Origin of the sequence: Azospirillum sp. SYSU D00513, assembly GCF_017356015.1 — a bacterium.
In the GTDB taxonomy this organism is placed as follows: Bacteria; Pseudomonadota; Alphaproteobacteria; order Azospirillales; family Azospirillaceae; genus Azospirillum.
Genome location: NZ_JAFIQV010000001.1, coordinates 215,168 through 227,860, shown reverse-complemented (window position 1 = coordinate 227,860; position 12,693 = coordinate 215,168). Strand labels below are relative to the sequence as shown.

14 protein-coding genes are annotated in these 12,693 nt (G+C 68.5%); 8 read left to right on the top strand and 6 right to left on the bottom strand.

The genetic code is table 11. From position 1 onward, the window contains the following. Window positions 1-29 precede the first annotated feature (29 nt). The 5 genes from JUB11_RS01035 to JUB11_RS01015 form a co-directional block, all read right to left on the bottom strand. Entirely contained in the window at window positions 30-257 is a 228-nt protein-coding gene (locus JUB11_RS01035) for an ATP synthase subunit C family protein (protein WP_138061735.1), read from the bottom strand. Window positions 258-338: 81 nt separating this feature from the next. Further along, entirely contained in the window at window positions 339-1,082 is a 744-nt protein-coding gene (locus JUB11_RS01030; protein ID WP_207455396.1) for a F0F1 ATP synthase subunit A, read from the bottom strand. A gap of 12 nt (window positions 1,083-1,094) precedes the next feature. Next, entirely contained in the window at window positions 1,095-1,460 is a 366-nt protein-coding gene (locus JUB11_RS01025) for an AtpZ/AtpI family protein (RefSeq protein WP_207455395.1), read from the bottom strand. A gap of 182 nt (window positions 1,461-1,642) precedes the next feature. Then, the gene (locus JUB11_RS01020) at window positions 1,643-2,269 is read right to left on the bottom strand and encodes an SCO family protein (RefSeq protein WP_207455394.1); all 627 of its coding nucleotides are present in this window, start codon (window positions 2,267-2,269) and stop codon (window positions 1,643-1,645) included. Window positions 2,270-2,415: 146 nt separating this feature from the next. Then, window positions 2,416-3,165 carry a PhoH family protein gene (locus JUB11_RS01015; protein WP_207455393.1) on the bottom strand — a complete coding sequence of 250 codons (750 nt, stop codon included), beginning with the start codon at window positions 3,163-3,165 and terminating at the stop codon, window positions 2,416-2,418. A 691-nt stretch (window positions 3,166-3,856) separates the two neighbouring features. Between JUB11_RS01015 and minC the strand changes: the two genes are divergently transcribed. The 8 genes from minC to JUB11_RS00975 all read left to right on the top strand — a co-directional run bounded on the left by minC (window position 3,857) and on the right by JUB11_RS00975 (window position 12,171). Continuing rightward, a complete protein-coding gene (gene minC, locus JUB11_RS01010; protein ID WP_348771331.1) occupies window positions 3,857-4,615 on the top strand; it encodes a septum site-determining protein MinC in 759 nt (252 codons plus the stop codon). Between the two features lie 100 nt (window positions 4,616-4,715). Further along, window positions 4,716-5,531, top strand: a complete 816-nt coding sequence (gene minD / locus JUB11_RS01005; protein WP_207455391.1) for a septum site-determining protein MinD — start codon at window positions 4,716-4,718, stop codon at window positions 5,529-5,531. Continuing rightward, complete coding sequence (gene minE, locus JUB11_RS01000) at window positions 5,528-5,872, top strand: cell division topological specificity factor MinE (protein ID WP_207455390.1); 345 nt, start codon at window positions 5,528-5,530, stop codon at window positions 5,870-5,872. The genes minD and minE overlap by 4 nt, the downstream gene beginning before the upstream one ends. Before the next feature lie 220 nt (window positions 5,873-6,092). Continuing rightward, window positions 6,093-7,475: a CRTAC1 family protein gene (locus JUB11_RS00995; RefSeq protein ID WP_207455389.1), complete on the top strand. Its 1,383-nt coding sequence runs from the start codon at window positions 6,093-6,095 to the stop codon at window positions 7,473-7,475. A gap of 530 nt (window positions 7,476-8,005) precedes the next feature. Then, on the top strand, window positions 8,006-9,040 hold the full coding sequence (locus tag JUB11_RS00990) for a methyl-accepting chemotaxis protein (RefSeq protein ID WP_207455388.1): 1,035 nt from the start codon (window positions 8,006-8,008) through the stop codon (window positions 9,038-9,040). A 91-nt stretch (window positions 9,041-9,131) separates the two neighbouring features. Continuing rightward, a complete protein-coding gene (gene dgcA / locus JUB11_RS00985; RefSeq protein WP_207455387.1) occupies window positions 9,132-10,121 on the top strand; it encodes an N-acetyl-D-Glu racemase DgcA in 990 nt (329 codons plus the stop codon). Beyond that, a complete protein-coding gene (locus tag JUB11_RS00980) occupies window positions 10,118-11,356 on the top strand; it encodes an aminotransferase class V-fold PLP-dependent enzyme (RefSeq protein ID WP_207455385.1) in 1,239 nt (412 codons plus the stop codon). Before dgcA ends, JUB11_RS00980 begins: the two co-directional genes overlap by 4 nt. A 14-nt stretch (window positions 11,357-11,370) precedes the next feature. Next, window positions 11,371-12,171, top strand: coding sequence for a cyclic nucleotide-binding domain-containing protein (locus JUB11_RS00975; RefSeq protein WP_348771330.1), 801 nt, complete (start codon window positions 11,371-11,373; stop codon window positions 12,169-12,171). On the opposite strand, the gene JUB11_RS00970 is transcribed toward JUB11_RS00975, so the two are convergent. After that, window positions 12,168-12,524, bottom strand: coding sequence for a 4a-hydroxytetrahydrobiopterin dehydratase (locus JUB11_RS00970; protein WP_207455384.1), 357 nt, complete (start codon window positions 12,522-12,524; stop codon window positions 12,168-12,170). The two genes, JUB11_RS00975 and JUB11_RS00970, sit on opposite strands and share 4 nt — an antisense overlap. Window positions 12,525-12,693: the final 169 nt, after the last annotated feature.

The following is a 12,693-nucleotide window of genomic DNA, read 5'->3' as shown; positions in this document are numbered from 1 at the left end:
TTGAGCGTTCTTTTTGGTTCGCTCAGGCCTTAGGCGAACAGGATCAGGAAGGCGATCAGCAGGGCGAACAGCGCGACGGCTTCCGTCAGCGCGAAGCCCAGAATGCCGATCGGGAAGACCTTCGGCTGGACCGCCGGGTTGCGGGCAACCGAGGCGATCAGGGTGGAGAAGATGTTGCCGATGCCCATGCCGACGCCGGCGAGGGCGAAGGTGACGGCCAGACCGGCGCCGACAAACTTTGCGGCTTCAGCGTCCATGATACTCTTCCTCTTTGAACGTTAACTTGGTGGTTAACTTGGGTGAAGGGATGGGTGAAGGCTCGTCCGGCGGCGCGCTGCTTAGTGCAGTTCCAGCGCGTCGCGGATGTACAGGCAGGTCAGGATCGTGAAGACGTAAGCTTGCAGGAACGCGACCAGAAACTCGAAGCCGGTCAGGGCGACGTTCAGCAGCACCGGAACCAGGCCCGGCAGGATGCCGATGCCGCCCAGGCCGCCGATCATCAGGACCGTGAAGCCGGCGAAGACCTTCAGCATCGTATGGCCCGCCATCATGTTGGCGAACAGTCGGATGGAAAGGCTGACCGGACGCATGACGTAGGAGATCACCTCGATCGGGATCAGGATCGGGGCCAGCCAGAGCGGCGCGCCATGCGGCAGGAAGAAGGAGAAGAAGTGCATGCCGTGCTTGATCAGCGCCAGCACGGTCACGAACACGAACACCGTCAGAGCCAGCGTGAAGGTCACGATGATGTGGCTCGTGAAGGTGAAGGTGTAGGGGATCATGCCGATCATGTTGCCGAACAGCACGAACATGAAGATCGAGAAGACGAACGGAAAGTACGGGCGGGCGTCGTGTCCGGCGTTGTCGCGGACCAGGTTCGCCACGAACTCGTAGAACATCTCCGCCGCCGACTGCAGGCGGCCGGGGACGAGGGCGCGGCCCTTCATGCCGTTCACCAGCAGGAAGTAGATCGCCGCGACCACGATGACCATGAAGAGGGCCGAGTTCGTGAAGGACAGGTCGTACCCGCCGATCACGATCTGCAGGATCGGGTTGATCTGGAACTGGTGCAGCGGATCCAAGGTCGTCCTCGCTCAGTGTGCGTCGCCGTTGGGGCGCTCGTTGTCTTCCTCACGGGTCCGGCCGTAGCCGGGGGCGATGCCGAGCCCGTTGACGGCCCGGTACACGTTCAGTACTCCGGCCGCGGAGCCCAGCAGGAACATGACGATCAGTCCCCAAGGCGCCGTGCCGAGCCAGCGGTCGAGCAGGAGCCCGCCGCCGACGCCGACGATCATGGCCGCGACAAGCTCGGACCCGATGCGGAAGGCGATGGCCATGGGCCGCTGCGGGACCCGGTGGTATTTCCCGGATTCTCCGTCACGGCTTTCCTGACCTTCTCGCGCCTTCTTCAACCGGGCGTCAAGCTCTTCCAGCGAATGCCGGGGACCCTCGTCGCTCATCTCGCTTCAAATCCCCCCGGATCGGCTCGCAGCCACGCGAAAGCGGCGAGACCATACGGACAGGGGTCAATACTGTCAAGTCGCAAAGCCCCAGCTCCAAGTGCTTGAAAACGTTATAAAACCCGGCAAAAGCGCGGCTTTTCGGCATAGGACCGCGGCCGCCGTCCCGGCCGCGGCCCCGCTCAGCCGGCCAGCCGCGCGCGCAGATCCGCCGCCAGCTCGTCGCCCGTGGTGCCCGCCGGGAAGATGCGGATGAAGGCGCCGTCCGGTCCCATGAGATAGAGGAAACCCGAGTGATCCATCAGATATTCCTCGGTTTTTCCGCCCTCGGCCGGGCGTTTGGCGGCGTAGACGCGGTAGGCCTTCGTGACGGCCGCGACCTGTTCCGGCGTGCCCGTCAGCCCGACCATCCGCGGGTGGAAGAGGGCGACATACTCGGCCAAGTGCGACACCGTGTCGCGCTCCGGATCGATGGTGATCATGAGCGGCTGGACACGGTCGCCGAGGGGGCCGAGAACCTCCATGGCGCGGGCCATCGAGCCCAGCTCCGTCGGGCAGACGTCCGGGCAGTAGCTGTAGCCGAAATAGATGAGGCGGTACTGGCCCTGGTAGTCCTGGTCGGTGACCGTCTTGCCGGTGTGGTCGGTCAGCGTGAAGGGTCCGCCGATCGACACCGCGGTCTGGGTTTCCTGCGTCCGGGCGGTCCGGCTCGGCTGGGGTTCGTTCTGGACCTGCCACCAGGCGATGCCGGCGGCGATCACGAGGCCGATGGCCATGGCCACGGCGATGCGGAGGATTCTGGCTTTCATGCCGCCTGGAATGGGGCTGGCCGCGGCGGAGGTCAAGAGGCTGCCGTCCTCGCGGCGTGCCCAGCGGCGGCAAAAGCGCTGCGGCAAAAGGAAGCCCCTCTCCCGGCGGGAGAGGGGCGTGGCTCGCGCGGTGTTTGGCGAGAGGGTTACAGGACGGTCAGCATGCTGGCGACCAGCGGGTGGCGGACGATGTCCCGCTCGGTCAGACGGACCACGGCGATGCCCTCCACCGCCTCCAGCCGGCGGCCGATGTCGGCGAGGCCCGACAGGTTGTCGAGCAGGTCCGTCTGGTCCGGGTCGCCGGTGAGCACCATGGTGGAGTGCCAGCCGAGCCGGGTCAGCAGCATCTTGATCTGCGCGTAGGTGCAGTTCTGCGCCTCGTCGATCACCACGAAGGCGTTGTTGAGCGTGCGGCCACGCATGAAGCCGACCGGCGCGATCTCGATCGTGCCCTCGGCCATCAGAGAGCGCAGCCGCTTGGCCCCCAGCCGGTCGCTCAGCGCGTCGTAGAGCGGGCGCAGGAAGGGCGCCATCTTCTCGTGCATGTCGCCCGGCAGGTAGCCGATGCTCTCGCCCGCCTCGATGGCCGGGCGGGACAGCACGATGCGGTCGACCTTGCCCTGCTCCAGGGCCTCAACGGCGGAGGAGATCGCCAGGTAGGTCTTGCCCGTGCCCGCCGGACCCAGCGCCATGACCACGTTGTGGGTCCGGATCGCCTCCATCAGCACCTGCTGGTTGGGGTTCTGCGGCTTGACCTTGCGGAGATAGCTCTGGTCGCGGTGATCGTCCGCCGTCCCGGGGATCCCCATGGGATCCCATCCGCCCATCGGGAACAGGGGCTGCACCTTCGACTCCGAAACCGTGGCTAGGCCGCCTTTGCTTTGGCGTTTGGCCATGTCGCTCTCCTCACGGATGGGGTTTGGGCGGATTCCAGGCACAAAAAAACCTCCCGCAAGGGAGGTCCGATCTGTCGCTTCGTGACAGCCGTGCCGGAATGAGGCTTGCCGGTGCGAGGCGCGCGTTCCGGTGTCCGAGCCCCAACGGGGCGTGCACCCGTGGGGGCGCGTCGGCCGGTCGTGTCGCGTTTGACGAAGACAGGTGCAAGCGTACCTCTTCGCAGGTTGTGAACCTCGCAGGACGAACCTTACTCCCCTAAACGCGCCGCGTCCGTCGAAATTGCGGGCGTCTCCAAAGATTCACGCGGAATGTCGCGGCGCCGCCGCAGGTGGCAACGCGGACGCGCCGGCCGTGACAAGGGGCGGCATCCGTTCGGCCGAACCCGGCCGGGTGCTCGAAACCTTTTGCCGGAACCTTAAACTTTCGGTAATTTGTCTTCTGGGGAATCGGGCCGTTCGTAAGATCGTTCCTTACAAAGGGATGATGCCGCCATGCCAAACCGGCGGGCTCGTCCGTAACGAACATCCTATGACCTGCGCTTATTCTCTCCGGGAGTGTGTGAAGCACTTGAATGCGACGGGCCGGCACCGCTAGAACCCGCATGGACGAGTCGTCCGCGCGGGACCGTGCGGAACGGCGCGGACATCGACCGAACATGCGGCCGGATCATGCGGCGGGAACAAACGTAAGGTGGCAGCTTTGAGCAGCGCCGGTCAGGCGGTCGAACGGGACGTGCCGTTCCAGTTGCGGGGCAACTCCTTCACCATGATGGTGCTGAAGGTGAGCGACCCCACGTCTCCGGATTTCTTCCCGCAGCTGAACGTCAAGGTGCGCCAGGCGCCGAACTTCTTCCGCAACGCGCCGGTGGTCGTCGACTTCGACGAGCTGCCGGAGGATGCGGGCTTCGACGTCGCGGCCTTCCTCCAGCAGGTGCGGGCGCACCATCTCCTGCCCATGGGCTTCCAGGGCGGGCCTCGCCCGGTGCAGGAGGCGGCGCTCGCCGCCGGGCTGACGCCGATGCCGGCCGGCCGCGCGGCGAAGCTGGAGCAGGCCAAGGGCCCCGACCCGCGCGCCGCGGGCTCCGCCCCGGCCATCGCCGTGCCCCCGCCGGAACCGGTGCTCCGGCCGGCGCTGCTGGTGACGGAACCGGTGCGCTCGGGCCAGCAGATCTACGCGGAGAAGACCGACCTCGTCATCACCGCCTCGGTGTCGCCGGGGGCGGAGGTGCTGGCCGACGGCAACATCCACATCTACGGCGCGCTGCGCGGCCGCGCGCTTGCCGGCGTGTCGGGCGAGACCGGCGCCCGCATCTTCTGCCAGAGCCTCGACGCCGAGGTGGTGTCCGTCGCCGGGCTCTACCGGGTCAGCGAGGACATCGGCGAGGACATCCGCAAGAAGCCCGTGCAGATCTTCCTGCGCGACGGCTTCCTGCATATGGCTCCGCTGTAGGGGCTCCGCCGCGGGACGCCGCGGGACTTCAAGGAATTCGGCCGGCAACGGCATGGTCACCCGTCTGGGCGGCAAATATCAGGAACGTGGGAGAGGCTCGTTGGGCAAGATCATCGTCATGACCTCCGGCAAGGGCGGCGTCGGGAAGACCACGTCCTCCGCCGCTTTCGCGACCGGCCTCGCGCTGCGCGGCTTCAAGACGGTCGTCATCGACTTCGACGTGGGCCTGCGCAACCTCGACCTGGTCATGGGCTGCGAGCGCCGCGTCGTGTTCGACTTCGTCAACGTCATCAACGGCGAGGCGAAGCTGAACCAGGCGCTGATCAAGGACAAGCGCATCGAGAACCTCTACATCCTGCCGACCTCGCAGACGCGCGACAAGGACGCCCTCACCAAGGAGGGCGTCGAGCGCATCCTGAACGAGCTGGCGCAGGAGTTCGATTACATCCTCTGCGACAGCCCGGCGGGCATCGAGCGCGGCGCGCTGATGTCGCTCTACTTCGCCGACCACGCCATCATCGTCACCAACCCCGAGGTGTCGTCGGTGCGCGACAGCGACCGCATCCTCGGCGTGCTGAACTCCCGCTCCCGCCGGGCCGAACAGGGTCTGGAGCCGGTCACCCAGCAGCTGCTGCTGACCCGCTACGACCCGGACCGCGTCGAGCGCGGCGAAATGCTGAAGGTGGACGACGTGCTGGAGATCCTGGCGATCCCGCTGCTCGGCGTGATCCCGGAAAGCCAGGCGGTGCTGCGCGCGTCCAACGTCGGCATGCCGGTGATCCTGGACGAGGCGTCGAACGCCGGCCAGGCCTACACCGACGCCGTCGCCCGCTTCCTGGGCGAGGACGTCGAGCACCGCTTCATGTCCCCCCAGAAGAAGGGCCTGTTCAGCCGGCTCCTGGGGAGGAGCGCATGAGCATCTTCAACTTCTTCCGCCCCGCGCCCCGCGCCACGGCGGTCCAGGCCAAGGAACGTCTGCAGATCGTCATGGCGCACGAGCGCGCCGGCCGCAGCGGTCCCGACTATCTTCCGATGCTTCAGCAGGAACTGCTGTCGGTGATCGCGAAGTATGTGGACATCGACCAGAACAAGGTCGAGGTGAAGCTGGACCGCGGCGGCGACTTCTCGACGCTGGAGGTCAACATCGAGCTGCCGAGCCGGGAAAACGGCAAGGCCGGCGCCAAGCCGGGCGACGCGGACGACGATCTGCCGGCCTCCAAGGCGCTCACCAACGGCGGCATCAAGAAGCGCGGCTGACGACCACCGGCCCGCCGGGGCGAAGGCACCGCCCCGGCCGCCGCCCGTCGCGGCGGTGAGCCGCCGGTTTTTTCTTCCATCATCCGCCCCACACGTTCCGGCACCGGAACGTCGCCCGTCCTCTCCGTCCGTCCGGGTTTACGACCGGGCCGGGACGGGGTATCAACGGATGGAGGCCGCCCGACGGGGGCCTGTCCTGGTGAGGGAGGAGACGGAGCGCATGTTCCTCGACTGCTCGCGGCTGATCGCCGGCAACCGGCCACGCCTGTCCAACGGCATCGCGGTGGCGGACCTGGACGGAGACGGCGTGTTCGAGCTGGTGGTGGCGGGCTTCGCCACCAACAACCTCGTCCTGAAATGGCGGGATGGCGCGCTGGTGGACATCGCCGGGCCGGAATTGGCCGATCCCACCGGCCATGCGGTCGGCATCGCCGCGGCGGACATCGACGGCGACGGGCGCGAAGAACTCTACATCCTCAATTCCGACGTCGCGAGCGGTCCCAAGGAGATGGGCGACCGGCTCTTCGCGGGCTTCGGCGCCCACTGGATCGACCTGCTGGCGCAGGCGCAGAACGCCGGCGCCGTCAACCGGATCGCCGGCCATTCGGTGGCCGTCCTGGACCGCATGGGCGAGGGGCGCTACGGCTTCGTCGTGGCGACCGACGGCGCTCCCCTCCGGCTGCTGGAGCTGAACCGCAAGGGACGGCTGGTGGACATGGCGGAGGAGGCGGAACTCGACCTCATGGCGGCCGGCCGCGGCCTGCTCTGCCTGCCGCTCCTGTCGGAGCGCATGGATCTGTTCGTCTGCGTCGAGGAGGGACCGAACGCGCTGTTCCGCAACCTCGGCGACGGCACCTTCGAGGATGTCGCGGAGGAGCGGGGGATCGCTGATTCCCGCTTCGACGGGCGCGCCGCCGTCGCGCTGGACGCGGATGGCCGCTTCGACCTGCTGGTCGCGCACCGGGACGGGCCGCAGCGCCTCTACACCCAGCGGACCAGCGGCGCCTTCGAGGACATCGCCGGGCCGGACCTGTCCATGCCGGCCCGCGTCGCCACCGTCATCGCCGCCGATTTCGACAATGACGGCCACGAGGAGCTGTTCTTCAACATCGAGGGCGGGCCGAACCGGCTGTTCGGCTGGCGCAACGACGAGTGGCAGGAAATCGACATCGGCGATGCGCTGGAGCCCAAGGCTTCGGGCACCGGCGCCGCCGTGGCGGACATCGATTGCGATGGCCGGCTGGAGCTGGTCATCGGCCATGGTGGCGCCCATGGTGGCGGTGCCCCCGGCACGGGCGCGCCCTTGTCCCTCTACCGCCCGCTGCCAAACGACAATGGCTGGATCCGCGTGCTTCCCCTGACCCGCTTCGGCGCCCCGGCGCGCGGCGCGGTCGTCACCTGCACGGCGGGCGGGCGGACGCAGCGCCGCGTGGTCTGCGCCGGTTCCGGCTATCTCTGCCAGATGGAGCCCGTCGCCCATTTCGGTCTCGGCCCCGTGCACGAGGTCGAACGGCTGGAGGTCCGCTGGCCCGACGGGATGAGCGCGGTGATCGACCGGCCGCCGGCCGGGCGGGTCGTGACGGTGCCCTATCCGCCCGAATGACAGGCGTGAAACGGCACAACTGGAAATAGGACATAGCCGGCCCGGCGGTGGGCTGGTCCCTAAGTTGCATAGACGCCGACCCAAGGGATGAGGGGTACCTTTCCACCCCGTGGAAAGGCCCGCCTAGCCGGTTCGTTCTTTGATGGTTCTCGGTCGGGAGCAGGCCGGCAAGGCGGATGCTCAGAAAATGGGCGGTGGCAGTGTCGCAAATCGACCCGTCTCGAAGCGATGAAACAAACTTTACGAATTCTTTAAAATTATCATGCGCGCGCCCTGGATCCGCTCATGGCCGAATCGGCGTCCGAGCGGTCGAACGGCAAGGAAATGAGCAGACGGGAGCCAGTCTGCTTCGAAAACCAACATTTCCGAAAATTTAATGTAATTTTTCGCATTCCGCCGACACGCAGGGTTGAGCGCGAAATGGCGGGAATCCACGTCTTCCCTACGGCCGTAACCCATCCGGGGCGTTTGGCACGCCTTTTGATTACAAAAGCGTAAACATTGGTTTCATGGGTACGGGGGTACGCGAGATGAGCATGGCGAGCAACGACCTGTTCGAGCTGTCCCGTGGCGTCCTGGACGTCGCGTCCAAGAAGGTGTCCCTGATCGAGGACATCACCCGCCGCACGAAGATGCTGGCGATGAACGCGCTGATCGAGGCCGCCCGCGCGGGCGACGCCGGCCGCGGCTTCGCCGTGGTGGCGAACGAGGTGTCGGAGATCTCCACCCAGGTCAACAGCATCACCAAGGAGCTGCGGTCGGAGATCGTGTCGCGCGTGGACCATCTGACCACGACCGGCCGGTCGATGGTGCAGGAGATGTACGGCAAGCGCCTCGCGGACCTGTCCCTCAACATGATCGAAATCATCGACCGCAACCTCTATGAGCGGTCCTGCGACGTGCGCTGGTGGGCGACGGACAGCGCGGTGGTCGATTGCGCCGCCGACCCCACTCCGGAGCGCCGCGCCCACGCCTCCTCCCGGCTGGGCGTGATCCTCGAATCCTATACGGTCTATCTCGACCTCTGGATCGCGAACGCCAGAGGTGAGGTGATCGCGACCGGGCGCCCCGACCGCTACCGCGGCGCCGTCGGCAGCTCGGTCGCCAACGAACCCTGGTTCCGCCAGGCGCTCGCCACCCGCAGCGGTGGCGAGTTCACGGTCGGCGACGTCGCCCGCAACGCGAACCTCGACGACCGGGTGGTCGGCACCTACGCCACGGCCATCCGCCGCGACGGCACCGCCGACGGCGAGCCCATCGGCGTGCTGGGCATCTTCTTCGACTGGGAGCCCCAGGCCGCCGCCGTGGTGCAGGGCGTCCGGCTGGAGGCCGGCGAGCGCGAGCGCACCCGCTGCCTGCTGCTCGACGCGCGCCACCGCGTCATCGCCTCCTCCGACGAGCGTGGCATCCTGACCGAAAGCTTCCCCCTGCGCACCGGCGGGCAGGCCATGGGCCACTACACGGATGGCGACGGGCGGATCGTCGGCTTCTCCCTGACGCCGGGCTACGAGACCTACAAGGGCATGGGCTGGTACGGCGTGATCGTCCAGGACCCGCCGAAGTAGCCGGACCCGGTTCCGGCCTCCTTCAAGGCTCTGGTCATCGCGGCGGGTTGGATTACACTGCCCGCCCGCCCGCGATGCCGGAGTCTTCCCCATGCCGTCCCAACGCCGCCTGTCCGTGCGCCGCGAGGTCTTCCCGATCCGCGGCGCCTTCCGCATTTCCCGAGGCTCCAAGACCGCCGCCGAGGTGGTGGTGGCCGAAGTGGAAGAGGGCGGGCTTCTCGGGCGCGGCGAATGCGTGCCCTACGCCCGCTACGGCGAGACCGTTCCCGCCGTGATCGAGGCGCTGGAATCCATGGCCGGCGCGGTCGCGGGCGGGCTGGACCGCGAGGCCTTGCGCGCCCGCATGGCGCCGGGTGCCGCGCGCAACGCGCTGGACTGCGCGCTCTGGGACCTGGAGGCCAAGCGCGCCGGCCGGCCGGCCTGGAAACTGGCCGGTCTGGAGCGGGCGCCCCGGCCGCTGGTCACCTGCTACACGCTGAGCGTGGACGAGCCCGCCGCGATGGCCGAGGCCGCCCGCGCCACGCCGCACCCGCTGCTGAAGATGAAGCTGACGGGGGAGGGCGACCTGGAGCGCGTGCGCGCCGTGCGCGGGGCGGCCCCGACCGCCCGGCTGGTGGTGGACGCCAACGAGGCCTGGACCCTGGAGCAGCTTCAGCGCTTCGCCCCGGCCTTCGCCGAACTGGGCGTCGAGATGATCGAGCAGCCCCTGCCCGCCGGCCGGGACGAGGAGTTGCGGGGATACCGAAGCCCCGTGCCGCTGGGGGCGGACGAATCCTGCCACGGGATCGACTCGGTGGAGCGGCTGAAGGGTCTTTACGCCGTCCTCAACGTCAAGCTCGACAAGACCGGCGGCCTGACCGAGGCGCTGCTGATGAAGCGGGCGGCCGAAGCGGCGGGCTTCGACCTCATGGTCGGCTGCATGGTGGCCAGCTCGCTCGCCATGGCGCCCGCCGTTCTGCTGGCCCAGGGCGCGCGCTTCGCCGACCTTGACGGTCCCCTGTTGCTTGCCGAGGATCGCGATCCGGCCCTGCGCTACGACGGCGCGCTGGTCCACCCTCCCGCTCCCGAACTCTGGGGATGACGCCCGTGCCGACCGCTTCCGCCATCGACCTGGAGCTTGCCCGCGCCGACACGCCGGGCACCCGGTACGTCGCCCATTTCAACAACGCCGGTGCCGCGCTGCCGCCCCGGCCGGTGATGGAGGCGGTGGCCGAGCATCTCGAGCTGGAGGCGCGGATCGGTGGCTACGAGGCGCACGACCAGAACGCCGCCAAGCTTGAGGGCTGCTACGATTCGGTCGCCCGGCTGCTGAACTGCGGGCGGGACGAGGTGGCGCTGGTCGAGAGCGCGACCGTCGCCTGGGATGCCGCCTTCGGCGCCTTGGCCTTCGGAAGCGGGGCCTTCGGAAGCGGGGCCTTCGGAAGCGGGGCCTTCCGCGAGGGCGACCGCATCCTGACCTCGGTGTCGGAATACGCCGCGAACGTCATTCCCTTCCTCCAGACCGCGCGGCGTAGCGGGGTCACGGTCGAACTCATCCCCAACGACGAGCATGGCCAGACATCCGCGGAGGCGCTGGAGGCGATGATCGACGAGCGGGTCAAGCTCATCGCCGTCACCTGGATCCCGACCAACGGCGGGCTGGTCAACCCGGCAGCCGCCATCGGCCGGGTCGCGCGCCGGCACGGCATTCCCTATCTGCTCGACGCCTGCCAGGCGGTCGGCCAGATGCCTGTGGACGTGGAGGAGCTGGGCTGCGACTTCCTGTCGGCGACGGGGCGCAAGTTCCTGCGCGGGCCGCGCGGTACCGGCTTCCTCTATGTGCGGCGTAGCCTCCTCGACCGGATCGAGCCGGCGCTGCTCGACATGCACGGCGCCACCCTGGTCGCCGCCGACCGCTACGAGATGCGCCCGGACGCCCGCCGCTTCGAGTACTGGGAAAGCAACGTCGCAGCACGGATCGGGCTGGGCGTCGCCGTGGACTACGCTCTGGGCTGGGGCCTCGGCACCATCCGCGACCGCGCCTTCGGCCTCGCCGCCACCTTGCGCCGGGAACTGTCCGCCATCCCCGGTGTGACGGTCCGCGACCTCGGCGCCGATCCCTGCGCCATCGTCACCTTCACGGCGGAGGGCCGGAACCCGGCCGACGTCAAGGAGGCCTTGCGCGGGCAGGGGATCAACGTCTCCGTCTCCGCCGCCCCCTCGACCCGCTTCGACATGGACGCGCGCGGCCTGACCCATCTCCTGCGCGCCTCGCCCCACTACTACAACAGCGAGGAGGAGGCCGGGCGGCTGGTCGAGGCGGTCCGGTCCCTGTAGGGGCAGAGGAACGCGTGAGCGAGGCCATGGAAAAGGGGACGGGCATGGCGCTCCGGCGCATCCCGGCCGGCACGGAGCTGATCCGCCAGGGCGATTTCGGTTTCCAGGCCTGGATGGTGGAGGCGGGGGAGCTGGAGGTCTCGCTGGAGGGGCCGGACGGCGCGCGCGTGCTGGGCGTCGCCGGGCCGGGCGCGATCCTCGGCGAAATGGCGCTGCTCGACAACGGCCCGCGCAGCGCCACCGTGCGCGCGCTGACCGAGGTGACGGCCATCGAGGTGTCCCGCGCGACCTTCCGCGCGATGGTGGCCAAATGCCCGCCGCTGACCCGTTACCTGCTGGAAAGCCTGATCGCCGCGATCCGCCGCACCTACGGGCTGGACACGCCGGAACGCGCGGACGGCGCGGAGCCGGTCCGCACCGTCTGCCCCGCCGACCGGGTGGCGTACCGGCGGCTGTTCAACCACGGCCACGTCTTCTTCCGCAGGCATGACGAAGGCACGGCCGCCTACCTGATCCAGTCGGGCCGGGTCCGCATCGAGGAGGTGGAGGGCGGCGACGCGATCCTCGGCCCCGGCCGCGTCTTCGGGGAGCTGGCCCTGATCACCGACCGTCCGCGGCTGGCGACCGCCGTGGCGCTGGAGGGCACCGTCTGCGAGCTCATCCGAAAGGACGATTTCGCCCGGGCGCTGGCCGCCATGCCCACCATCCTGCGGCACCTGACGCGGGTCTATGTGGAGCGGCTCGCGGGGCGGCCGGCCCGGCTCGCGCCGCGAGCCGGCGGACCTCGCGCCGGCGGACCGCGTCTGGGTGCCTAGGCCCGGCGCGCGGTCGGCGAGATGTCGCCCATCGAGGCGGAGGCCGGGATGTAGGGCTCGTCGGCCATCCCGTTGACCTTGGCCGCCATGATGAAGTCGTTCTCGTGCAAGCCTCCGATGGCCTCGCTGCGGAAGCTCACCGTGCAGGCGGTTCCGGTGCGCCGGATGGTGCCCTTGTGCCCCTCGTTCCGGAACAAAGCCTCCAGCCGGGCGATGAAGTTCTCCACCATGCCGTCGTCCGGGAAGGAGAAGCTGCGCTCCACCCGGTCCGGATCCTCCCTCAGGCCCCAGCCCGGCAGCTGCACCAGGTAGCGGCTCGCCATCTCGCGGTCCAGCGGCGGAATGCTCGCCATGGTCCATATCCTCCGTTGCCAATCGGTGTGATGTCTCGGCTTCCTCAACAGGCGGCGGCGGGAAATGGCTCAGGCCCCGCGCCGGCTTGAGCCCTGCCATTGAGCCCTGCCATTGAGCTCAAGCGCGGGCTTGGCTATAGGGAGGGCCAAGAGAACCTTGCGGCGGCCC

What these genes read in the sequence shown, in the direction of transcription:
- JUB11_RS01035 (WP_138061735.1), bottom strand. Translation starts at nt 257, where the DNA reads ATGGACGCTGAAGCCGCAAAGTTTGTCGGCGCCGGTCTGGCCGTCACC.
- JUB11_RS01025 (WP_207455395.1), bottom strand. Translation starts at nt 1,460, where the DNA reads ATGAGCGACGAGGGTCCCCGGCATTCGCTGGAAGAGCTTGACGCCCGG.
- JUB11_RS01020 (WP_207455394.1), bottom strand. Translation starts at nt 2,269, where the DNA reads ATGAAAGCCAGAATCCTCCGCATCGCCGTGGCCATGGCCATCGGCCTC.
- JUB11_RS01015 (WP_207455393.1), bottom strand. Translation starts at nt 3,165, where the DNA reads ATGGCCAAACGCCAAAGCAAAGGCGGCCTAGCCACGGTTTCGGAGTCG.
- minE (WP_207455390.1), top strand. Translation starts at nt 5,528, where the DNA reads ATGAGCATCTTCAACTTCTTCCGCCCCGCGCCCCGCGCCACGGCGGTC.
- JUB11_RS00995 (WP_207455389.1), top strand. Translation starts at nt 6,093, where the DNA reads ATGTTCCTCGACTGCTCGCGGCTGATCGCCGGCAACCGGCCACGCCTG.
- JUB11_RS00990 (WP_207455388.1), top strand. Translation starts at nt 8,006, where the DNA reads ATGAGCATGGCGAGCAACGACCTGTTCGAGCTGTCCCGTGGCGTCCTG.
- dgcA (WP_207455387.1), top strand. Translation starts at nt 9,132, where the DNA reads ATGCCGTCCCAACGCCGCCTGTCCGTGCGCCGCGAGGTCTTCCCGATC.
- JUB11_RS00980 (WP_207455385.1), top strand. Translation starts at nt 10,118, where the DNA reads ATGACGCCCGTGCCGACCGCTTCCGCCATCGACCTGGAGCTTGCCCGC.
- JUB11_RS00970 (WP_207455384.1), bottom strand. Translation starts at nt 12,524, where the DNA reads ATGGCGAGCATTCCGCCGCTGGACCGCGAGATGGCGAGCCGCTACCTG.